13 protein-coding genes are annotated in these 25,161 nt (G+C 40.3%); all 13 read right to left on the bottom strand.

Annotated elements, in window-relative coordinates; translation table 11 throughout:
- Window positions 1-15: 15 nt before the first annotated feature.
- Window positions 16-1,512 (bottom strand): L-arabinose isomerase, encoded by a 1,497-nt coding sequence (araA, locus tag J2772_RS00550; protein ID WP_209912385.1) that lies wholly within the window; start codon window positions 1,510-1,512, stop codon window positions 16-18.
- Between the two features lie 39 nt (window positions 1,513-1,551).
- On the bottom strand, window positions 1,552-2,262 hold the full coding sequence (locus J2772_RS00545; protein ID WP_209912384.1) for an L-ribulose-5-phosphate 4-epimerase: 711 nt from the start codon (window positions 2,260-2,262) through the stop codon (window positions 1,552-1,554).
- A gap of 33 nt (window positions 2,263-2,295) precedes the next feature.
- Window positions 2,296-3,996, bottom strand: coding sequence for a ribulokinase (locus tag J2772_RS00540; protein ID WP_209912383.1), 1,701 nt, complete (start codon window positions 3,994-3,996; stop codon window positions 2,296-2,298).
- 128 nt (window positions 3,997-4,124) lie between these two features.
- A complete protein-coding gene (locus J2772_RS00535) occupies window positions 4,125-6,116 on the bottom strand; it encodes an alpha-L-arabinofuranosidase C-terminal domain-containing protein (RefSeq protein WP_209912382.1) in 1,992 nt (663 codons plus the stop codon).
- A 62-nt stretch (window positions 6,117-6,178) separates the two neighbouring features.
- A complete protein-coding gene (locus J2772_RS00530; protein ID WP_209912381.1) occupies window positions 6,179-8,812 on the bottom strand; it encodes a beta-glucosidase in 2,634 nt (877 codons plus the stop codon).
- 423 nt (window positions 8,813-9,235) lie between these two features.
- Entirely contained in the window at window positions 9,236-11,974 is a 2,739-nt protein-coding gene (locus J2772_RS00525) for a T9SS type A sorting domain-containing protein (RefSeq protein ID WP_209912380.1), read from the bottom strand.
- Between the two features lie 250 nt (window positions 11,975-12,224).
- Complete coding sequence (locus tag J2772_RS00520) at window positions 12,225-14,747, bottom strand: glycosyl hydrolase 115 family protein (RefSeq protein WP_209912379.1); 2,523 nt, start codon at window positions 14,745-14,747, stop codon at window positions 12,225-12,227.
- 70 nt (window positions 14,748-14,817) lie between these two features.
- Window positions 14,818-16,755, bottom strand: a complete 1,938-nt coding sequence (locus tag J2772_RS00515; RefSeq protein ID WP_209912378.1) for a glycoside hydrolase family 97 protein — start codon at window positions 16,753-16,755, stop codon at window positions 14,818-14,820.
- Window positions 16,756-16,757: 2 nt separating this feature from the next.
- Entirely contained in the window at window positions 16,758-18,134 is a 1,377-nt protein-coding gene (locus tag J2772_RS00510; protein WP_245365018.1) for a glycoside hydrolase family 43 protein, read from the bottom strand.
- Window positions 18,135-18,174: 40 nt separating this feature from the next.
- Entirely contained in the window at window positions 18,175-19,047 is an 873-nt protein-coding gene (locus J2772_RS00505) for an alpha/beta hydrolase (protein WP_209912377.1), read from the bottom strand.
- A gap of 117 nt (window positions 19,048-19,164) precedes the next feature.
- Window positions 19,165-20,772 carry a glycoside hydrolase 43 family protein gene (locus tag J2772_RS00500; RefSeq protein ID WP_209912376.1) on the bottom strand — a complete coding sequence of 536 codons (1,608 nt, stop codon included), beginning with the start codon at window positions 20,770-20,772 and terminating at the stop codon, window positions 19,165-19,167.
- Between the two features lie 145 nt (window positions 20,773-20,917).
- Window positions 20,918-22,636: a glycoside hydrolase family 43 protein gene (locus J2772_RS00495; protein WP_209912375.1), complete on the bottom strand. Its 1,719-nt coding sequence runs from the start codon at window positions 22,634-22,636 to the stop codon at window positions 20,918-20,920.
- Between the two features lie 51 nt (window positions 22,637-22,687).
- On the bottom strand, window positions 22,688-25,156 hold the full coding sequence (locus tag J2772_RS00490; RefSeq protein WP_209912374.1) for a glycosyl hydrolase family 95 catalytic domain-containing protein: 2,469 nt from the start codon (window positions 25,154-25,156) through the stop codon (window positions 22,688-22,690).
- Between the last annotated feature and the right edge of the window lie 5 nt (window positions 25,157-25,161).

The following is a 25,161-nucleotide window of genomic DNA, read 5'->3' as shown; positions in this document are numbered from 1 at the left end:
ATTTTTTAAAATTAATTAACGATAATACATTTCATTCCAACGAAGTGTATTTTTAAAATCACGCATTCTGGTATCTTCATCAATGACTAATGATTCAATTCCTGCTATTTCAGCAAAATCTTCCAGCTGCTCTGCTGAAATATTTTCACTGTAACAGGTATGATGGGCACCTCCTGCCAATATCCAGGCCTCTGCAGCTGTATATAAATCAGGAAGAGGTTTCCACAGCACTCTTGCTACCGGAAGTTTTGGCAGCTCTTCTGTAATTTCCAATGCTTTGGTTTTGTTAATCAGCAGTCTGAAATGGTTTCCAAAATCCATCAGGGCAGCGTTCAAAGAATCAATATTTCCTCTGGAGTTAAAAACAAGACGAATCGGGTCTGCTTTTCCTCCGATTCCGAGCGGGTGAATCTCACATGAAGGTTTCCCGGCTGCCAGAACAGGATCTACTTCCAGCATGTGGGAACCTAAAATAGAAGGATTGGAAGGATCTAAATGATAGGTATAATCTTCCATAAAAGCATTTCCTCCTTCAAGCCCCTGCCCCATTGTTTTCATAGCACGTACCAATGCCGCTGTTTTCCAGTCTCCTTCTCCTGCAAATCCGTATCCTTTCTGCATCAGGCGCTGAACTGCAATTCCCGGCAGCTGTTCCAGCCCGTGAAGGTCTTCAAAGGTATCAGAGAATCCTTTAAATCCTCCATCTTTTAAAAACTTTTCAAGTCCTAATTCAATTTTTGCAGCGGTGTGCAATGAACTTCTGTTGGCACCTCCTTCCAAAAGGGATGCTGCCATGTGATAAGAAAACTCATATTCTTCCATAAGGCTTTTTATTTCTCCTTCACTTACAGAATTGATAACTCCGACAAGATCTCCGATTCCCCAGGTATTGACTGAAAAACCGAACTTTGTTTCCGCTTCCACTTTGTCACCATCTGTAACGGCTACAAATCTCATATTATCTCCGAAGCGTGCAAACTTTGCTCCCTGCCAGTCGTCCCAGCCGGCAGCAACACGACTCCAGTCACCGATCTGCTTCTGAACTCTTTCTTCTGACCAGTGTCCTACCACTACTTTCCTGCTCTTTCGGAGCCTGCTTACCATAAAACCAAATTCACGGTCGCCATGAGCGGCCTGGTTGAGATTCATAAAGTCCATATCCATGGTAGACCACGGAATATCTCTGTTGAATTGGGTATGCAGATGCAGAAGAGGTTTCTGTAAAATTTTTAATCCTCTGATCCACATTTTAGCAGGTGAAAAGGTGTGCATCCATGTAATCACTCCTATACAGTTTTCTGCATGATTGGCGGATGCTATGGTTTCAAATATCTCTTCGGTAGTTTTTACCGTTGGCTTTACAATGACTTTTACCGGGATGAAAGAAGATTTTTCAAGTTCTTCCACAATTTTTTGTGAGTGGTCTGCTACCTGAGCCAGTGTTTCAGGCCCGTATAAATGCTGACTTCCTGTGATGAACCAGATTTCTTTGGTATTGAGAGGTGTTAACATAATTTTGTTGATCGTTAATAGTTGTTTATGTTGAAGTGTTTAGTGTTTAAATTCCTGTCCGTAGTAGGCATTCTTGCCGTGTTTACGTTCATAGTGTTTTTTGATGAGTGAGTCTTTCAGGCGTGCTGCATCAGGATTTATCTGCCTGGTGAGATAAGCCATTTCGGCAATAGTTTCCAGCACTTTGCTGTTGTAGACGGCTTTTTCTGCATTTTTGCCCCAGGTGAAGGGACCGTGATTGCCAATCAGAACCATTTCCACTTCTTCAGGAGAGAGCTGTTTTTCTTTAAAGCATTCGAGAATCTGTATTCCTGTATTGTATTCGTAGTTTCCTTCGATCAGATCATCACGCATCGGTGGTGCGCAGGGAATATCTGTTGTAAGATGGTCTGCATGGGTTGTTCCGAAAACAGGAATGTCCATTTGCGCCTGTGCCCAAGCTACAGAATAGATAGCATGAGTATGGGAAATCCCACCAATATGGTCCCAGTTCTTGTACAGGTAAGCATGTGTTTTTGTATCGGAAGAGGGTCTGAGCCTGCCTTCAATGACATTGGCGTCAAAATCTAAGATCACCATGTCTTCCGGCTTTAAAACGTCATACGGAACACCGCTTGGTTTAATGGCGAAAATGCCCTTCTCACGGTCTACAGCGCTTACATTCCCGAAGGTATAAACAACCAGCTTCAGGGCATCCAGCTGCATATTGGCTTCATAGCATTCTCTTTGGAGTTCTTTATAGGTATTCATTTTGAGCGTAATTCAAAAGGTTAAAATGGGAGATCAGGAGTTCTGAAGTTCTTTCCTGTTGTTTTTCAATCGGGTATTATATTCTACAAAATCAGCGAGCTTCTGGTATTGCTGCATTAACTCTCTGTAATGCTGTACTTCTTCAGGCTTCGGCTGGTATTCCGCTTCAAAACCGGAGCCCATTTTCATGCTTGCTTCCTGAACTGTCGGATAAATTCCTGCTGATACGGCAGCATAAACAGCAGCCCCCAAAGCAGGAGTCTGGTCTGAAGCGGCAACAGCAATTGGCATATCCAGAACATTAGCAAGTGTCTGCATGATAAATGGTGACTTCCTTGCTACTCCTCCGATCCCGATCACTTTATTGATTTTCAGACCTTCTTCTTCAAAACGGTCAACGATCTTTTTAGCTCCGAAACAAATGGCATTGACCAAGGCTTTGAAAATATGAGGCGCCTTTGTTCCCAGAGAAAGCTGGCTGATGGCTGCTTTAAGTTCCTGGTCCGCATCCGGTGTTCTTCTTCCGTTTACCCAATCCAATGCAATTGGAACGGCATCTGAAAGAGGAATTTTTTCGGCTTCAAGGGTTAATTTTCTGATAAGTCCAGCCTCCATTTCTTCTGCGAGCTTTGTCTTCTGCTCGTCTGAAATACTTTCGGAATGCATCATAACCTGGTGAACGGGCCACATCAGAATGTCTTTATACCAGGCCAGCACATCTCCAAATGCAGACTGCCCTGCTTCAAGTCCTATCAATCCGGGAATTACAGAGCCGTCAACCTGGCCGCAGATTCCTTTTACTGTTGTATCTCCGATGGTTTCTCCTGAGGCTACCATGATATCACAAGTGGAAGTTCCCATGATCCTGATCAGGGTGTTTTCTTCCACTTTTGCTCCCACTGCTCCTGAATGGGCGTCGAAGGTTCCAACAGTGATAATGGTATTGGCTGTTAGTCCTGTTTTTTCAGCCCATTCTTCATTCAGGTGGCCGGCAATTTCTTCTGAGGTATAGGTTTTTTCATATAATCTTTCTCTAAGTTCTCCCAGAGAAGGATCAAGCCTGTTTAAAAATTCTACTGAGGGCAAACCTCCCCATGACTCATGCCACATAGCTTTGTGGCCTGCTGCACAACGGCTTCTTTTAAAGGTAGCCAAGTCTTTATGATCTGATAAAAGATAGGTCAGATAATCACAATGCTCCATCCAGGTATAAGCAGCATTTTTTACCTCTGCATCCATTCTGCTGATGTGTAGTATTTTGGCCCAAAACCATTCTGAAGAGTAAATACCGCCTTCATATTTTGTATAATCTTCCCCACCCCAGGTTCTTGCAAGGGTATTGATTTCTTCAGCTTCCCGGATAGCAGTATGGTCCTTCCATAAAACCATCATGGCATTGGGATTCTCTTCAAATCCAGGAGTCAGGGCTAATGCTTTTCCTTCACTTGTTATGGGAAGCGGTGAAGAACCTGTGGTATCAATACAAATACTAACGATCTGCTCCGGTGGTATCCCGCTTTCCCGTACTACTTCTGAAATAGTTTTCTCCAGACCTTCAATATGATCTGAAGGATGCTGTCTGAAGCTGTTGGCTGAGGGATTACAAAACTTACCTTCTTTCCATCTCTGGTAATAACTGACTGAAGAGGTTACTTCGGATCCGTTTTCCGTATCAATAAGAACGGCCCGTACGGAATCTGTACCATAGTCCAGCCCGATAACATATTTTTTCATGGTGATGAAACGTTTTTGATGATTGAGATTTAAATTTCTCCTGATGAGATAAAAACAAATATAAGATTCTATTTTAAATAAATGTAAAAAACACACTTATTTTATATAATAACCTAAATAACAACCTATTAAATCGTTTTCACTTTTAAAACCACTAAAGAATTGGCAGGAATTTCCGTTGAGACTTCGCCATTTTTGGCTTCAGAAATCTCTTCTTTAGGTTTCACAGGTTCAGCATCAAAGCTATTTTCAGTGGAAAGTAATGGTGCAGACAGAGAGATTTTGGTAATTTTTTTACCCATTTTCAGAGTTCCGGGTTTGATAATAACCGTTTTGGACTGAGTATCAGTATTGACCATTTTAATAATGATCTCATTTGTTTTTGCATCCTTCACTGCTGTAGCATATAACTTTTCCTGCCCGGACAAAGCTTTTCCGTTACTTTCTATTTTCAGCAAATCAGTTCCTTTATTGTTGGAAAATAATTTCTGAACATAATAATTCGGAGTAGCGTAAGATTTCAGATTATTGAACCAGATCAGGTCAGGTGTCCACTGCCAGCCTTCAGCATGGGCAAAAAGCGGTGCATAGGAAGTCATATAGACCACATCTGCATTTCTTTCAAGACCGGTCATAAAAGCGGCTTCTGAAAGGGCTGTCAGCCAGTTATTTTTATTATCAGGCTTTACTACTCCAACAGACTGGGCAGCGTATTCTCCGGCAAACACTTTTGGTCCGGAACGGTCATAGTGGTCATATCTGCCTGCATTTTTCATGAACCAGTCGGGAGAGTTGTAATAATGCTCATCTACAATCTGTGCGTTAAGCTGCTTCAGTTCTTTCCAGCCATATTCAAAGAATTCGCCATCGGGTGACGGTCCGCTGCCGGAGATAATCTTAATATCAGGATATTTTGCGTGAATGGCTTTTTCAAACACTTTATAGCGTTCAATATAATCCGCTCCCCATTGTTCATTCCCTACTCCTATAAATTTTAAGTTAAAAGGCTGCGAATGCCCCATTTCAGCACGGAGTTTCCCCCATTTTGTTGTTTTGTAATCTCCGTTGGCAAATTCAATCAAGTCCAGAGCATCCTGAACATAAGGATCAAGGTCTTCCATTTTCACCAGTTCTGCAGTATTGAACTGGCATGCCATTCCACAGCTCAGAATAGGAACGGGCTCTGCACCCAGATCTTCGGAAAGCTGGAAATATTCATAAAATCCTAATCCAAAAGACTGTCCGTAATCCGGTGTAAGACGATGCGGAAATCCTGTACTCCATTTGTTAATAAGATATTCCCGGTCTGCCACATTTCCTACTGTTTTTTTCCACTGATACCGTTCAGCCAAAGTTCTTCCTTCTACAATACAGCCGCCCGGAAACCGCAAAAATCCGGGCTGCAAATCATTTAGTTTCTGAACCAAATCCTTACGTAAGCCTCCTTTTCTGCCTTTCCAGGTATCCTGAGGAAAAAGTGAGATCATATCCATATTCACAATTCCTTTTCCGGTAAATGTGATACGCAGTTTTGCTTTTTCAACGGTTTGAAGAGATTTGAAAACTGATGTATATTTCTGCCATCCCTTTCCTCTTACAAGGGTAGACGCGGAAGTAATTTCCTTTCCGTTTTCATCAACAAGGCTTGCATTGACCGCTGAAATATTTCCTGAAACATTCTCCAGATCAAAACTGAAATCATATTGCTCTCCCTGATGAAGCCCTATTCCCCTGAAACCTTCATTCTCCAAAAGATAATTTTTATTATTAAGAACGGTAATTCTCGCGTAATTTTTATTGGTTTTAGAAGGATCGGAATAAATGGTCAGAAATCCGGAATCCAGGTTAGGAGAAAGCGTTTTTGTGTTGGGTTGCTTCCATCCTGTAAAAGGTTCGTCAAATTCAAAACTTCGGTTTTTAATCAGTTCGGCATATATTCCTCCGTCTGCTGCAAAATTGATGTCTTCAAAGAAAATCCCGTACATGGTGGGTTGTATTTTAATAGGTGCTGGGCTTTCTTTCAGATCAAGATTAAAAGTACGGACCGTATTATTCTGAGCCGAAAGAAAAGCAGCACTAAGGGAAATCGCAATGGAAAATATTTTATTTTTTGTTGTCATAGATCATATATTTTGAAAGCTACTGTAGGCTTGCAATGGTTTCAATTGTTCCGAATCAATTTTTATTTTACTGTTAACGGAATACTTTTCAACCCTGCATCATCAGAAGTTCCTCCGTAAAAAATGGTATAATCGCCTGGCTTTGAAACCAAATCATCTGCTTTTTCATCATAGAATGCAAATGAGTCATTGGAAAGTGTCAGCTGAATATTTTTTGTTTCTTTAGATTTGATTAAAGCTCTTTCAAAAGCTCTTAATGTTTTTACCGGTGCCTTGGAATCATTATTTCTTTTGATATAGGCCTGAACGACTTCTTCACCATCCCTTTCTGAAATATTGGTTACAGGAATTGTGATCGTCACATTTTCGCTGGTACTGATTGTATTTTTGCTCAGTTTTGAATCTCCGTAAACAAATTTTGAATAACTCAGACCGTGTCCGAATGGATAAAGAGGTTTTTCCTTCATATAACGGTACGTTCTTCCCTGCATATCATAATTCTCAAATCCCTGGTGTTTGCTTGTCTTTGAAAGGGAATTGTCCAGCTGTTCAATATTTTTATAAAAGGTAACGGGTAATTTTCCGGAAGGATTATAATCGCCTGCCAACACATCTGCTACGGCAGTTCCTCCAGATTGTCCGCCATACCAGGCATTCAGTAAGGCATCATAATTTTTCTCATCCTGATCCAGTCCCAGTGCACTTCCTGTACAAAGAACAAAAACAACAGGTTTTCCGTCTTTTCTAAGCTCCGTCAACAGGTCTCTCTGAACTTTAGGAAGAGCAATCGAAGTTTTATCACCTCCTTTGAAGCCTTCTGCATTGACCATCATCTCTTCACCTTCCAGACTTGGAGAAAGTCCGCCTGCGAAGACGATAACGTCTGCATTTTTCACCTTTTCTCTGACCGAAGCAAAATTAACAGGATCTTTTCTGTAGACTTCAAAGCTGATGCTCACATATTTTCCTTTTTGTGTATGGTGCAGCTCTACCTGGTATTCTTTTCCTTTTTCCATTTTTACAGGAAACTCTGAAGGATGTCTAGCATCAGGTCCTTTTCTTGTCGCGATTTCTTTTCCGTCCACAAAAAGCGTATAGATATCAGAGGTGGAAGCAGAAAACACGACATTACCTGTATAAGTACTCTTGAAAACACCTGAAATGATAGCTGAAGTATTTTCCCTCCCTACATTGGGTGCAAGCTGGGTCCCGCCAAAGCTGTTGTAGCTGATTGCAGTGGAATTCACGGAAGTGTTTGCCGGCTGGCCTTTGAATTCATTGTTATTGAAAAACTCTACTTTCATTCCCTTCGCACCGTTTTTCTGACTGATAAAACTCTGATAGAGAGATGTTCTGGATGAAGGATCTGCCACTTCACTTCCTTTTTCGTAAATAATCTCTGCATTCGGGAATTTGGCTTTGATTCCGTCTAAAATCGTTACAATTGAAGAAGGGGTTCCGTTATAGTTTCCTAACTGCATCAATCCGTCATCAGCATTCGGGCCTACAACGGCTATTTTTTTAATATTTCTGCTGAGAGGCAGAACATTCTTTTCGTTTTTCATCAGCACAATTGATTTTTGTGCCATTTTCAGTGCCTGTTTTTTATGATTTTCAGAATCGACTACAGAATAAGGAATGGTATTCCAGTGAACGGAAGATTTCGGATCAAGCATTCCCAGCTCAAACCAGCCTTTCAGGATCCGGCGCATCGACGCATCGATATCTTTTTCGGTAATCAGCCCGCTTGCAAGGGATTTGGTTAAATTGTTATAGGTATCTCCGCATTCCAGATCTGTGGAATGTTTCAGGGCATCTGCTACGGTTGTTTTTTCGTCAGGATGAGTACCGTGGTATTTTTTCTGGAAGAAATCAGCCAGTGCCCAGCAGTCTGAGACAACCATTCCGTCATACTTCCATTTTCCACGGAGAATTTCAATAAGTAAAGTATTATTTGCACAACATGGCTGCCCGTCAAAAGCATTGTAGGCACACATTACTTCTCTTACATTACCTTCCTGAACCAACGCTTTAAAAGCTGGCAGATAGGTCTCATACAGATCTCTTTTTGAAATTTCTGCATTGTAGGAATGGCGGTTCCATTCCGGTCCGCTGTGTACTGCAAAATGTTTGGCGCAAGCGTGGGTTTTAAAATATTTCGGGTCGTTTCCCTGCAGACCTTTTACTGCAGCAACACCCAGAACAGAGGTCAGATAAGGGTCTTCACCATAGGTTTCCTGGCCTCTTCCCCATCTTGGGTCACGGAAAATATTGATATTGGGTGTCCAGAAGGTCAATCCTTCGTATCGTCCTGTTTTCAGAGCTTCATCAAAAGATCTGTTGTATTTTGCCCGTGCTTCATCAGAGATCATTTCAAAAGTTTTAAAATGCTCCGGAACATCCCATGTGGCAGCCATCCCGATCGCCTGTGGAAAAACAGTAGCTGTTCCTGCTCTTGCCACCCCGTGAAGTGCTTCATTCCACCATCCGTAGGCTGGAATTTCCAGACGGGGAACTGCCTGGGAATTATCCATCATCATTCCTATCTTTTCTTCTGTTGTCAATAAAGAAAGAAGGTTCTCTATTCTTTCATTAACCGGAAGATCCGGATTTCTGAACGGATATTTGTAATGGCTCTGGGCAAAGAATAAAGGTGCTGCCAGTGTTGCACATAGGATTAATACAATTCTTTTCATAGGTAGTATGGTTTCAATAAATTCCGAAAAATGATTGTTGATTTTGTGATTAATGATTTTCAATCCACTGATTTCACAGATTTTCACGGATAATTATGTTTTCATTCTTATTTTATACTAATTGCCAGTATCATTGAGCAGCAATGCAATGAAAAACAAATATAACGTTCTATTTTAAATAAATGTAAATAATACACTTAAATTAACAATAAATCAGCTTACTTTTCAGTTTCACCCTATAATTGTATAGAAATAAAGAGGCTGTCTCAAAATTGTCGTTCTGAACGAAATGAAAATGCAGTAAAGAATCTCATATGTATGGTTATCAATAAGATTCTTCCTTCGTCAGAAGTCGAAGATTCGACGTAGTCAATGACAAAAAGCCAATTATTTGACTTTTGATACAACCTCTTTGGATTCAATTTACTCTTTGACAAATTTTTGTTTCACCACTGTATTATTTTTTTGAGTAACCTCAACAAAGTAAATACCGGCCGGGAAATCCGCCACATTAATATGGTTTTTCCCTGAATTTATTTTCAATCCGGATCTGATGATACTTCCTCTTCCATCAAAAATGGCTGCAATAGCTTCTGCAGAATCAGAATCAATGAAAAGATCTGCTTTTACAGGATTTGGATATATTTTCACACCCTCTTTTTTAACCTCAACAGAAATATTTCTACCACTTAAAAATCCGAAGTTTAAAGGAAGAACATTGGCAGAATATGTATTTTCTTCTGTAAGATATGCTTTGAAAGATCCTATCACAGGCTCACTTCCGGCAGTTACTTTATAGAAGCCTGTTACTCCGTTTTCTGTTTTTAAAACATAGGCACTGGCCGGAACTTTGATGCTCTGATAGACTCCGTTCATCTGATTAACAGTGATGGCTTTGGGTGTGGAAACATTTCCTGAACCGTTGAAAGTAATATTCCCTGTTGCATTAATGAGTACCGGAATATTTGCAGGAATGATTCCGTTTGAAATTGCAGTATAACTGATATTACTTGCTCCGGGTGACATCGTATAAGCAGTAACTCCGGATGGAATATTAGCCTGAAATGGTAAGATTAGCACGTCATAACCGTTAAATATACGGCTGTAAGAAGCGGTATTGGCAGTAAAATTAAATGGCACCTGAAAGTCCATACCCTGACCGGAAAGGACAAGATTTGAACAAACTGTACCTGAAATCACATTATTGGCAGATGAGCTTACATTGGAATTCACATAATAGACACTGTTGGTATTGGCACTCATAGGCTGCCAGTTATTGGAGGAAGTAACTCCTGCTGCAGTTCTGAAATCTACTGAAGTATAGTAACCGTTTTCCAGCGCATCCATCAGATAGCTGTCACTTGCAGAATAGGTTCCTCCGAATTTAGAAGCAATTTCATTTCCCACATTGAAATAAACATCCCCAAGATTAAGGGTAAGCACAGAGCTGTAGTTGGAATTTCTCAGTCCTAAAATTCCTTTGCATCCGTCTGTAAGAACCTGTCTTGAAATATCGAATGTTATATCAAAATTTCCCCCCTGTGGAAAATTAATCTTGCCGTAATTATATGATTTTGTTACCCCTTGACTGTTGATATAGTATAAAGTTGTATTGTCCGAATAGCTTTGTCCCGCTGTTGTATAGCTGTTTACATGCAGGATCAGTTTATTATACCTGTCATTAAGCTGAAGATATCCGTTAGACGCTGTCATATTATTACTGATAAGAGGGCTTGGATTGGAGAACGTTACCGTTGTGTTGCTGATATTGAATCCTGTACCAAAACCTGCACTGGTGGCCGTCTGTGTTTCAATTTTATTATAATGAATATCGCCGCCTGTCATGAGGGAAGCAGGTCTGTCACCACTTTTATTAAAAACAAAAGTCATGACACTGGAAGGGCTGATATCAGCAGTAGGCCGGAATGTTGCCGTACTCATAGAAATGGGTGTACTCACCATATTGGATTGTGTATTGGTAAGGACTTTTGTTCCTGAAATTGTGTAAAAAGGCAGATCAACCTTCAAACTATAAGCATTCTGAGAAGGATTGATAACCATAAGAACAACCTGATTTCCATCCTGAGAAATATAGGAAGAGCCTTGTAAAACACCAGTTTTGTCATTCCATTTCGCATCTATTCTTGTTTTTCCGGTTGTATATTTAGCATAATGTGAAAGGATATAGCCTCTTTTGGTCATTACTCCTGAGGTTGTTCCGTAAATCCCATCACCCATCAAGCCATAATACCGTTTGGCAGAATAATGAATCCAGGCATTTATATTTCCTAGTAATGCATTGTTGACACTGCTGGCAAAAGTAAATGCATCTGTATTCCAGCTGAAATCGCGTGCCGGCTGTGTGGATGAGGAGTTCCAGTTGATCAGATATTCTGTCTGCCAGATTTCTTTGTTATAATTCTGGAATTGCTTGTATGTAGATTGGATAGGCCCATACTGATGTCCTCCATACACTTCAAAATTTGCCATTGCTGCAGGATCCAGTAAAGCAGTGGCAAAATTATCCGTAAATCCAACACTTTCCGGAGCAATTACTTTGCAGTTGATAAGCTGACCGTAATTCTTGATAAAATTGGTAATTTGTGCAGGAGTCCAGATACATCCCTGATACTGGGCCATTTCATCCGGTTCATTTTGAATGGAAATATAATCAAGCTCTACTCCATTGCTCTGAAGATAGGTAACAAAGCTGTTAAGATAAAGCGCATAATCCTGATAATTTTCGGTCTTCAGATAGCCTATCTGTTGTACTCCGTTGGCATCAGTATACACAGCATTCACATGGTTATTGGTTTTCCAGGCTGCAGGCATGGTCCATGGCGAAGCAAAAATGGTGAGTCCCATTGATTTTGCAAGCTGTGCTGTAGCCAGTACGGAACTCCAGTTGCTGCTGTTTTCGGGAATATATAATCTCATAATATTATATCCGCCTTCACTGGAAGCTCCCCAAAGCGTCTGAATCTCTGATGTGGACATATGATTATAGGCAAACTGAGGACTGCAGACAAATCCGCCAAAACCTGTTATTTTCTGATAAGGTATGTTCTTATCAATTTTTACCGTAGTAAGCTGCCCATATAGGATACAGCTGAAAAACAAACATATAGAATGAATGGTAACAAGACTTAAAAGTTTTTTCATAATGTTTTGGTTTAAATATTCGTGATTTTTATATGTAAACTATTGAAATAAGGGCAATAGAGTCCCTTTCAAGACAGTTTAATTTTCAAAAACCATCAGGAAAATACCCTGAATTATCAGGCAGCGATCTGTTAAATAAAGTTGTTTACAAAGTCATTCTCTGTCAGGAAACTGTATTTTAGATTTTAGATTTGAGTTTGAAATGAGATTAATATTCCATAATTAGATGTTGTTATTAATATTTTGTCACTCAATGAAGCATTTCACTTTCCGGAGCGCCCAGGTAAGAAGGTTTTAAACCTCCGGTGTTGATCAATATTTTTTCAAGGACAATGCCGGGCTCGAGTACTCTGAAAAGTAAAGTATGTTTTCCTGACTGCGGAACCGAATGTTTGGTAACGGATTTAATGATATGTTCGGACTGCCATTTTCCCAATTCTCCTTTGTAATGGCCATTGAAATTCACAACCTGTGCAGGCTGGCCATCAAACGAAATTTCGTATCGGAGTCCTTTATTGTGGTTAAAATTTAAGGTAGGTGCTAAAAGAAGTTCAACCTCAAATTCACCTTTCGATTCAAAGTTAATATCATATTCCAGCCAGATATTTTCATCGCTTTTTGGATAGGCATTCTGCGGAAATGTAGTCACCCCGGATTTTGTTTTTCCGAAATCTGGAATCACTTCCCAATGGATTCGGTCTGATTGATGCTGCCTTGCAAAGTTTTCTGCTTCAATGGATACATAGCCGTTTTTTTCCTGAAATACTTTTTCTTTGGGAACCTCAGCTTCGGAAATATAGGTGACTTCAGGCATTATATTTTCTTTCCCGTCTGCCCAGCTTTTGTATCCTATTTTCATCTGATCCATCATGTGTTTCCATTTCCCGCCGGCGATCACATTATTGTACTGATTGTCCAGATAGGTGTTTCTCTCAAAGCATGCCTTCACTTTATCCGCGTAGAAATTGGCTTCCGGATCTTTTTTTGCTGCCAGTTCCTTGTTTTTTGCTACGGCATAGTACATTTCGTATAAGTTGCTGCAGGCATCAATCGGGTACAGAACCAACTGATAATAAGCATCCTGATATTCAGCTGGAATCTGCTCTTTTAAACGTAAAGCTTCTACGGCTAATGCTCTGTAATCATTTAAAACCGTTTCAAATTCATGATAATTTTCCAGGCTGTATGTTTTGCTGTCAAGGGTTTCAGGCGTTACTCTTCTGTTGTATTTAGAATAGAGATTAATCATCCTGGCAATTTCTCCGGCATATTTTTCGCCGAACTGCTGAGCAGCCCATTTTTCAGTATATTCCAAAAGATTTTTAGCGTTAAACCGCTTCGGGTTCCATGCCATTTCCAGAAAAAAGCTGATCGGAAACTCCATGGGTTTTAAATCTCCTACATTGACAATCCAAAGCTTATCTACCTTATGCTCATAGGAAAGGTTCATTTGTTCCCAGACTCTCTGGATAGGACTGATGTTGATCCATTTGGAGTTTCTCGGGCCACCCACATAATCGAAGTGGTAATACATACCATAGCCTCCTTTATGCAAAGGTTTTGAAAGGTCCGGAAGCTTTCTTACATTCCCCCAGTTATCATCACAGAACAGCAGGATCACATCATCCGGAACCCGCATTCCTTTATCATAATAGTCCTGAACTTCTTTATACAATGCCCAGACCTGAGGTGTTTTCTCAGCTTTTTTTCCGGTAACCTCAGCAATGATTTTACGCTGGTCCTTTACAATTTTCTCCAGCAGGGAAATATTGATTCCCTCTCCCATTGCTTCATCACCATCGCCGCGCATTCCTACTGTAACGAGCTTTTCCCAGTTTTTACTTCTTTCTATTCCGGATTTCCAGAATTTCTGTAAAACTTCCGCATTTTTAGTGTAATCCCAGTCATTCGGGAGGTTATTTTTTTTGATATACCTATGCCAGTCGGTCTGTGCCAAAGCCATAGGCTCATGATGGGAAGTTCCCATGACAATTCCCATTTCATTCGCTAACGGCCCACTCAGAGCATCATCGTCATAAAATGCTTTTCCCCACATCGCCGGCCAGATATAATTTCCTTTAAGGCGCAGGATCAGTTCAAAAACTTTCTCATAAAACTTGCTGTTTACTCCGCCAAATGTTGCCCTTGCCCAGCCTCCGAGTGAGGGTTCCTCATCATTAAGGAAGATTCCGCGATATTCTACAGCAGGCTCACCATCAGTATACATTCCTTTTTTGAAATATAAATTTTCTTTTACCGGAACCGGAGCATCTGCCCAATAATACCACGGAGAAACACCTATCTGCTGGGACATTTCATATATTCCGTAGATCGTTCCCCTTTTATCGCTTCCTGCAATCACAATGGCTTCAGAAACTCCCGGAAAAGGATTGCTGATATTCTGAATGATATATTTTTCCCTTTTTCCGATTAATGCCTTTCCATCAAACTTCTTTTGCCTGATCAAATCATCAATAACGGATTTTGTCCCGGCAGTTCCGATTATAATTAAAGGGGACCGCAATCCTGAAATCTGGTCAAGAATAACCGGCTGCTCTCCTGTCACTTTCTGAAAATCAGTCTGCAGATTTTTCACAGCTCTCATAATCCCCTGGTCTATTCCGGAATTGGTAAAAATCGAAAGATTGAGCGCTTTTTCTTTTAAAACAATATTTTCGTTTTTTTTCTCAGTGCTGATGAAGGGTTCTGTTGCAGTGATCTGTAAAGAAAACCCAAGCAATGTGACAAGAAAAAATATTTTTAAATGATTCATAATCAGTTTTATTTAACCTTAAAAAATCTGTATTTTTTTTATCTATTCAAACCTTATAGGTTTACTTCTTTTATCCTTTCAGTATAAAACCTCCCTGCGGCTGCATTTCAATACTGAAATCTCCTTTTGTGTTTACTTTTACTTCTTTCTCTGAAGTGTTTCCTTTTGTATCATCATTGATGAATTTTACGGTCTTCCCGGCCAACATCGGAAGCTTTATTTTCAGTTTTTGGGATTGCATTTCAGCATTTACGCCAATCACATACCAATGATCTGCATGCCTTCTTGCAACCACAGCATATTTCCCGGGATAACCGTCTATGAAGACCGTTTCATCCCAAAGTGTCGGAACTTCTCTCATAAATTTGAGCTGGAATTCCGGAGCATCGGTCAGGTTATTCGGCATGATACCAAACATTTGAACCGGGTTCTGAAACAGTACTGCTGTAGCCAGCTGAAAGCCATCCGTGGTATGTCTTTTATTTTTATCCCTGTTGGATTCCGTTAAATATTTATTGAGGAAAGTTCCCCCGAATTCCATGCTTCCCACCGTATTTCTGATGAATGGATGAAGTGTGGCAAAAAAAGCTTCCTGCTTACGTACATCTTCTGAAAAATAGAGCATTTCTGAGGCGAGAACGGCTTCGCTTCCTGCATAATTCGGGTACATTACTTCCCAGCCTCTCGGTAAAGTCGCTCCATGGAAAATAATCGTTAATCCATAATCATTGGCATCTGATAAAATATCTTCGTAAAGGCGCATGGTTTCCTGCTTGTCTCCTCCGAAGAAATCCACTTTCAAACCTTTTACTCCTGCTTCTTTCAGCCATTTCATTTCCTTTTTACGCTCAACGGATGAACTCATTTTATTTCTCGGTCCCATAGGTGCATCATTGGCTGCTCCGTTGGAATTGTACCAAAGCAATACTCCTACATTTCTGGATTTTGCATATTGAATAAGCTCTTTCATACGGTCCTTACCTATATTTTTATCCCAAAGCGCATCCATAAGAATAAACTGATATTTCAAAGCCGCAGCAAGATCTATGAATTTCACCTGATCATCATAGTTCATACTTTTATCCTGCCAGAGAATCCAGCTCCAGGTAGATTTCCCGAACTGATAATCCTGTGAAGGTTCATACATCGGATCTACCACATCAAAAGGAATGGTGGTTTCAACGATAGGTTTCAGGGAACTGCCTACTGTAATTGTTCTCCACGGCGTTTTTCCGGGAAGTGAGACTGCTGCTCCGATACTTCCAAAACCATTATTTTCCTCAATATCCGGATAGGCTACTTTGTAAAGGCTTTTTTCTGCTGTGGTTTCAAGGTGTGAAGCACAATACATACTGTTCACCCCTGTTTCGGAAAGTAATACCCAGCCCTCATTTCCGATATTGAACAGGCCAGGGAAAACATACCCGTAATCAGATGGCATTCCCAGTTCAGCATCGGCTTTATAACCGCTTTCATAGCTTGGCGCTGTGCGGGCAAAACCTGTCATTGGCTTCATCATGGGGGAAAGAAAAGTAGTCGTCTGTGACGGGAACCTGTAACCGGTAGTTTCCGACTGTACCACAACGCTCAGCCTTTCTTTCATGGGTGGGATATTGTATCGGAAAGCAATATTGTTGTTGCTCACCTGAAATTCAATGCCTATTTGATATTGGTCTGCGTTGGTGAAATTAACCGTTAAGGTATTCGCGTTATAATTAACCTCAGATTTTTTGATTTTTCCGTTCGTGTATTTCTTAGAAACTATATCTTTTTGGCTGTCGGTAAATTTCAGATTCTTTGAAAAATCGGATTCGCTGGTCACAAGGCCCAAAGGAGATTTTTCAAGCATTATTTTTTCATGAAGGATAACACTATACATGGCTTTTCCATTTTCTGAAAAAACACTAAGCTTTAGCTGCCCATCAGGACTTGCAACTTCCGCTACCTGTGCAAAACTTTTGCTTATAAGAAGCAAGCTGAATACGATATATAAAACTTTGTTTCTCATGATTAGTTATTTTCAAGAAAGGTCCAGTAATCGAAATACATAATATCTGTTGAGGCTTTTCCATTGAATACAAAGTACAGATCATGAACACCGGTAATCTTTTCAGCAATCTGAACTTTTACCGTTTCCCATCGATCATCCCCACCCGTCATCGGAACCTTTACCGTTGCGGCAACCGGGCCGTTCACAGCATCCAAATGAATGCTCATTGTTACGTCACTGTTATGGGTGGTTCCTACCCTTGCAGATAAAGCAACGGCTCCTTTTTTTCGGAAATCCACATTCTTTACACTGGTATAGGCGCCATTTTTCTTTGCTTTGATGAAAACACCAGCCTCTTTATTCTGATAAGATTTTATATTTTCTGACCATGCAATCATTTCAGCCTGGTTGAATGAATAAGGATTAACTGTTGCAATAGCTTTTGTAATTCCGTTGGTCATTTTAAAAGGTGAAATGGAACCGTCTTTATTGAATGTAAGCTCTTCCAGACTTACCGATCTTGTAAACCCACTTCCACCCGGCAATGCTCCGTTGTGATAAAAGAAATAGGTTTTTCCCCGGAAATCAATAACGCCAGGATGATTGGTGAATGATTTTCCTTCAGTGGGCATCGCAATTCCTCCATACTTCCAGGGTCCCTGTGCCGTTTTTCCGGTAGAATATCCTATGAATTCAGGAAGCGGGCCGCCCGGCCAGAAAAGATAATACAGATTTTTTCTTTTGTACAGCCACGGACCTTCCTCGTATTTTGTGGGTCTTTCCGGATTAGGTTTTCCCTCTCTTTTTCCAAATGATTCTTCGCTCATTGGTACTTCTACAATATTTCCGGAATAGGAAATCATATCTTCATTTAACTTTACATATTTAAGCTTAGGATTTCCCCAATACATATGAGCCTGTCCGTCATCATCCACAAAAACCGTGGGATCGATATCACCCCATTCACTCTGAACCAGAGGTTTTCCAAGCGGGTCATGAAAAGGTCCAAACGGACTGTCGCCAACAGCAACACCTATAGCACCTTTGTTATTGGTTTTGGACCACATCGGAACATATATAAAAAACTTTCCGTTCCTCTCTATGCATTGTGCAGCCCAGGCATCGCGTTTTGCCCAATCGAAATCTTTATACGAAAGAACTGTTCCGTAGTCTGTCCAGTTGACCATATCATTCGTGGAATATACTTTCCAGTCATTCATGGTGAACCAGGTGGAATTGTCTTCATCGTGAGTGGTATACACATACAGCCTGTCATTGTACACCATCGGCGCAGGGTCTGCAGTGTAATTGGTCTGGACGATAGGATTCTGCGAGAATCCCATCTGGGAAAACCCTATCATTGCAATTAAACTGACATATATTTTACGGATATTCATAGAATAGGAAATTTGGATTAAAAGCTTTTAGCCTGATACTTTATTCTGACTTCAAAATAAAATTAACTTCTTCCTGATTGACGGGTTTGAAAAGCAGTTGTGAAAACAGATACAAATCATTCTTCCAGACCTTGAAATCGTGGCCGCCCGGTTCTATATAAAAAATATGAGGAATTTTATTTTTTCTCAAATAATCGCTGGTTCTTTTGCTAAAAGGCATCAGCCCGTCTGCATCACCGCAGGAAATAAAAATCAGCTTCAGCTTTAACGCATCTTGTGAATTGGGTAAAAGCTGATTGGGTTCTTTCGTGTTGGGTGCAGAAGAAAATGCTCCCAGCCAGGCAAACTTATCTATGTTTCCGAAAGCAAAATTCTGTGTCTGTCCACCTCCCATTGACAAACCTGCCAAAGCACGGTTTTCACGGTCTTTTTTAACCGGATATTTTTTCTCTACAAACGGAATCAGGTCAGTCAGCAAATCTTTTTCAAAAGTTGCAAAAGCCTGTACTTTATCTTTCGCCATGATATCGCCGGTTGCTCTGTCATTCTTCATCGCACGACCGTTGGGAAGCACAACAATCATTGGCTGCAATTTTCCCTGTGCGTACAGATTGTCCAGAATAATATTGGGTTTTCCTTGATTGAACCACTCTTTTTCATCTCCACCAATACCGTGAAGAAGATAAAGCACAGGATATTTTTCACTTTTTTTGAATCCCGGCGGGGTGTAAATCAAAGCTTTTCTTGTTGTTCCAACAGTTTTTGACGAATATTGAATCGTGTCAATTTTTCCGTGGGAAATAGCAGAGTTTTCCACATCGAAACCCTGTGGTGCCTGTTTATCAAGAGTTTGTGCGGAAACAAATATTCCCGACAAAACAAGTCCTAAAGCCAATATAACTGATTTATTCATGATTTTTTATTTGTATTTTTAACACTTATTATTTTGAATAAAAAAATAACAGGCATTCTTTTGTTTTAAATATATACAGCAGATCTTTCCCTGCCTTTCTGATTTTTGTTACTATTTTTACTTCCCGGCTTCATTCATTCTGAAAAAATCCACATCTACGAAACCTCCGGTATTTTTAGTGGCATAATTAAAAACTGCGAATTTTGATCCCATAAAAAATCTCCGGTAATCAAAGATCATTTTGTAATCTTTTGCCATCTCTGTCCAGTTCTTCTGATCGGTGCTGTAATAAAAGTCAGCAAGATCTTTACCTAGGTTAAAATTGGCATCAATACGAAGGAAAACGCTATCCGAATTGAGAGGAATCCGTTTTTTCTCTTCTTTTTTAACCCCTGTAATCGCTTTTGTCTTAGTATCCAGGCTTACTTCATTGGTTGAAAAAACAATGAATTTTTCTTGGCCTTCCTTCACTATTGACAAAATCCCGGAATCCCCGTTGAAAGCACTGAAACCGGCAACATCCCCATCTTTCATTCCTTTCAGGTCCATCGCAACAACTGCTGAAGAGGTCGGGCCTTCCATTCTCTGGGTCAAAGTATTGGGTGCTGCATACAGATTGTCTACCACTCTGCTGGTTTTTAGTCTCAGAAATCCTTTTCTTTCAGCTAAAGACCACGTTTCATTCACAGGATTATGATTCCATTGCCACTGGATTTTCATTTTTTTATCAGAAAACTCATCGCTTTCCACCAAATGATTTTTTGCTTTGAATGGCGGAAGCGGAATTTCTCCTTTCAAAGGAACTTTGCCGTTATCTCCCAATACCGGCCAGTCATTTTCCCACTGTACGGGCAACAGCAGCGGAACACGTCCCACTCCGTTTCTGTCCTGAAAAATGAGGGAATACCAGTTTCCGTTTTTATCATCTATCAAAGCGCCCTGACCTGCATAGGAAAATCCTAAAAAATTGTCTTCCAGAACTACTTTTTTCTCGTAAGGACCTGTCACTTTATCCGCTCTGTAGACTACCTGGCGGCGTTTCCCGTTTTTTGGCCAGGAAATCATCATCATATAATATTTTCCGTTTCTTTTGATAATCTGATTTCCTTCCAAAAGTCCGGTTTCCGAAGCATCTTTCTGAAATACCTCAGTTCCATCCGGATTTCCTATGACCTCTTTAAAATCAAGATTCAGTTCAAAAACTTTGTTGGAAGTAAAAACATATACTTTGTCATCATCATCAAAAAACAAAGACGCATCATGAAAATGCCGTGTTCTTGTGATCAATTTCCATTTTCCTTTTTCAGGATTATCAGTCACGTAGAAATAAGATTTGAAAGGTTCATCATTCGGAGAGAACAAAACGTAATATTTCCCTTTGTGATAGCGGATTGAAGAAGCCCATTGGCCTCTGCCGTAAACGGTTCCGTTCAATAAATCATATTTTGAATTGTCATTCAGGGTATCAAAAACATACCCGGACATTTCCCAATGTACCAGATCCCTGGAATGCATTACCGGTGCTCCCGGCATCAGATGCATGGTGGTACTGATCAGGTAAAAATCATTTCCGTTTCTGGTGATAGATAAATCAGGTGCATCAACCCATATGATTGGATTGGTAAACGATGTACTCTGTTTTCCGGAAGGATTTACCTGGGCTGAAAGAAGATTCAGCCCGATAAACCCCAATAAAGAAACTATATAAGATTTTTTGATTTTCAAAAGATACTGTGATGTTTGGTTTTACGCTTAGTTTTTCAATTTTAAAATACTTAATTGTTGTCACCAAGTATTTTTTCTCTACTGTCAGTAAAAGACGAGATTCTTCATTTCACTTCGTTCCATTCAGAATGACAAATCTTTCATACTATTGCGGTACAATATCATTGGAAGAGGTACTGTACAGCCCGATAAGGCTTCCTGTAAAACCTCCCGCCACATCAGTAGAAAGTATATCTCCAGAAACCGGTCCGCCAAGGTTTTTATAGCTCTTCCCATCCAGTGAATAATTAAAGCTATGTTCATCCTTATCAGCAACAACCTGCAGTTTAACCGGTTTGGATAATGAGATCTTTTCACTGGCGATCAGCTTTGATTGTCCTTTTTCTGTTCTTTCCAATACAATGTAGAAATCTTTATCCTTTTTTGTGATTCCGAAAACATAATTGAATGTTTCACTTTGATAACAGGTAATTCCTGCCAACTCTTTTTCTGATTTAGGCTTAAAATCCAGAGTTACAGAAGTTTCAAAAGACTCATGCTGTAATCTGTGGAACAATGCTGAAACCGGAGCCAATGCTTTGATATTGGTTTCAAAAGGATTTACTTTCACACCATTTTTTGTGACAGTAATGAAGCTTTCACGAGGTCCGCGCATGGCAATCCATCGGTAATCGAGATTTTTATCGGTTAATTTATCGTTATAGGTAAAATTTCCGTTGGGAAAAAATCCGTTTTGCCCAGTTTGATTCTGAACGCCTTGTGGCATTTTTAATTTTGGTTTCATCGGAACCAAGCCATTTTGGAACACAGGATAAGTTCCGCTCCAGTCAACCGGAAGGATGAATGTTTCACGGCCTTTATTGACTCTGTTTTTCTCATTCGGGCGTATTGCCAGAAATACTCCGTAATATTGGCCATCCGGCGTTTCTACCAGATCTGCATGGCCTGCCCAGTCTACTTTTTCTTTTCTGTCTTTCGGGAAATAACGCTGTGTCAGAATCGGATTATTACCAGCCGGAACGTAAGGTCCTTTTGGGGAATCAGACATAAAAATAACTTCACTGTGGTTACCACCGGTTCCTCCTTCTGCACACATCAGATAATATTTACCGTTCTTTTTATAAATATGGGGACCTTCAATCCAGATGGGTTTTTGGGAAAGATCCACGCCGCCGTTTACAATAATCTTATCCGAGCCCGCCACTACCTGGTCTTTTTCGAGGTCATATTCCCAGATCTTAATAACACGGTGGCCGTTGTACTGCTCGGTACCTTTTGGCGGAGCATCATTGTGAACAATATAGGCTTTTCCATTATCATCAAAGAAAATAGAAGGATCAATGCCGTCAAAATTCAGTTTCTGAACTTCGCTCCATCCTTTTGCCAGATCTTTGGTTTTTACAACCATATTTCCGATACCGCCCGCAAACTGGGTAGTAATCATATAAAAAGTATCGTTGTGTTTATTGTATTTTATATCCGGAGCATAAATTCCATGCGAAACTCCCGATTTTTCAACTTTAAGCTGTGAAGGTCTGTCCAGGACATGTCCTACCTGCTTCCAATTCACCAAATCTTTAGAAGTGAAAATAGGAACTCCCGGAAACATTGAAAATGAAGAATTTACGAGATAGTAGTCTTCTCCTTTTCTGGTAATGCTGGGATCGGGGTAACAGCCCTGTAGAATCGGGGAATAAAATTCGTCCGGTTTAAGAGGGTTATCATTATATATTTTATCGTTTCCATGGTAGTTGAAGTCGGAAAAAGTCTGTGCAGAGAGGTTACTGATGGAAAGTAAAGCTGCCACTGCCATAACATTGGTTTTATTTCTCAAAAAAATAGGATTCATTAGCCTCTTTTTCATATATAGATTTTTTAGTTTTTATTTTAATAAATGTAGTTTTAAATTGTCTCTTCAGCTTTTATCACTCCATCTTAATATATATATTTTTCCTGCTTCAGTTGGGAAATCATATATAAGATCAGTTTTAATTTCAACAGGATTCAATTTTGCTTTGTCAGAAATCAATGGTTTCGGAGTTTCCGGAATTTCAAATAAGGAATTCGGGTTTCTACCTTCCGCTTTTTTCAGTTTTGTATTTCCGGAAAGCTGCATTTCGTTCGGAAGCCTTATTCTGCAGTTTCCTCCCAATTCGGATTTTATGATGACTTCTTTAGCTTTGTTGTTTTTCCAGATCATACTGACTTCGAAACCTCCATACGTTTTCAGTCCAGAAATTTTTCCGCTTTTCCACTCTCCCGGAAGTGCGGGAAGAATGTCGATAAAACCGTTTTGAGTCTGCAAAAGCATTTCGGTAATCCCTGAAGTACAGCCGAAATTTCCATCAATTTGGAATGGCGGATGTGCATCAAAAAGATTCGGATATGTTCCGCCTTTGGTATTCCAGCCGTCTTTTTCTACAAGCGTCAACTGGTCTTTGATTAATTTATAGGCGTGGTTTCCATCCAACAATTTAGCCCAAAGATTAACTTTCCAGCCCATTGACCAACCTGTGGATACATCTCCACGGTGAACGAGTACGGTTCTGGAGGCATCCAGCAATTCCGGTGTGGTAAACGGACTGATCTGATTGGAAGGAAATAATCCGTACAGATGAGAAACGTGTCTGTGGTTGTCTTCCGGATTGTCCAGGTCTTCCATCCATTCCTGCAATTGTCCGTAGCTTCCTATTTTCATAGGCGGCAATTTTGAAATAATAGTGTTCCAAACTTTGATTTTTTCTGAGTCTATATTGAGAATTTGTGCCGCCTTTTTTGTTTTGGTGAACAAGTCGAACATCAATTGGTTATCCATTGTATTTCCATCTGCCAGAGCACTTCCCTGATGTCCCTGCGGAATATTTTCAGGAGACATTGACGGGCTTGCTACCAGCCAATGATGCGTAGGCTCTTCAATCAGGAAATCTTCATAAAACTGTGCTGAAGATTTCAGAACAGGGTAAATTGTTTTCAGATAGTTTATATCTCCGCTGTACAAATATCTTTCCCACAAATGCTGTGAAAGCCAGGCTCCGCCCATCGGCCACATTCCGGCATTGGCAAAATCCACCACTCCTGTTATTCTCCAGATATCGGTGTTATGATGGGCTACCCAGCCGCGGCTGTTGTACATTATTCTTGCCGTTTCTTTTCCCGTTTCGCTCAAATCTTTTATCATCTGGATCAATGGTTCATGCATTTCGGGAAGATTGGTCTTTTCCGCCGGCCAGTAATTCATTTCCGTATTGATGTTGATGGTATACTTACTGTCCCAGGCCGGTTTGTTGGAACTGTTCCAGATCCCCTGCAGATTGGCAGGCTGGCCACCCGGCTGAGAGGAAGAAATCAGGAGATAGCGCCCGAACTGATAGTACAATGAAATCAGTTCCGGGTCATAACCAGCAGCAAAATTTCTAATCCGGACATCTGTAGGATTTTTTGCTGCTTCGGAAGTCCCTAAATCCAGATCTACCCTTTTGAAATAGTTCTGATAAGCATTCAGATGATTTTGAAATAAGGTTTTGAAATTTTTATGTTCTGCTTGTTCAATATACTTTCTGGCCTTTAAAATTTCGTCTGCATTTAAATTTTTGTAGTCTGTAAAATTAGTTGCGATTGAAATAAGAATCATGACCTCATGAGCATTGATTACCGAAATTCCATTTTCTGAAGCCTGTGTTCTCCCCCCTTTGGTAACGAATTTTGCCAGCGCATTGAATTTCACCTGTCCCTGGATGCCGTCTAATGTGGAAGAAATTCCATCCATCTGTAAAGTATTGGCGTCAATTGCTTTAACGTTCTTTTTAAGTTCGCTATCGAATCTTGCTGTAAAATTCAGTGCATTTTTGTGATCCGAGCTTAATTTAATAACGATTACATGATCGGGAATTGAAGCAAAAACCTCTCTTTTAAAGTTAACCCCTCCAGAAGTAAATGTAGTGGTTGTGATTGCTTTTTCAATGTCCAGTTCTCTGTAATAATTTTTGACATCCTTAAGGTTATTTAGATCCAGCGTAAAATCGCCAATATTCTGAAATGCCGAACCGTGAACTGTTTTCGCTGTTAATCCTTTATCAGCAAGGATCTGGGCTCTTTTATAATTTCCGTTGAATACATAATATCTGATAGAATCCAGGACTTTTGGCGCATCGGGATTATCATTCCGGGAAGGACCTCCAGACCAGAATGTCCCTTCATTCAGCTGAAGTCTTTCCTGATAAGGGTCTCCATAAACCATTGCTGCAATCTTTCCGTTTCCTATCGGTAGAGCTTCCACCCACTGTCTGGCCGGTTTATCATACCACAGTTTATTTTTTCCTCCTTTCTGGGCAAAGGAAGATATAGTGATCAGGAGACAGATGGTCATGTAAAGCCCGGATTTCATTTTTA

It is taken from the genome of Chryseobacterium jejuense, from assembly GCF_017877355.1.
Taxonomy (GTDB): Bacteria; Bacteroidota; Bacteroidia; order Flavobacteriales; family Weeksellaceae; genus Chryseobacterium; species Chryseobacterium jejuense_A.
This window is presented reverse-complemented; position numbering and strand designations above follow the sequence as displayed.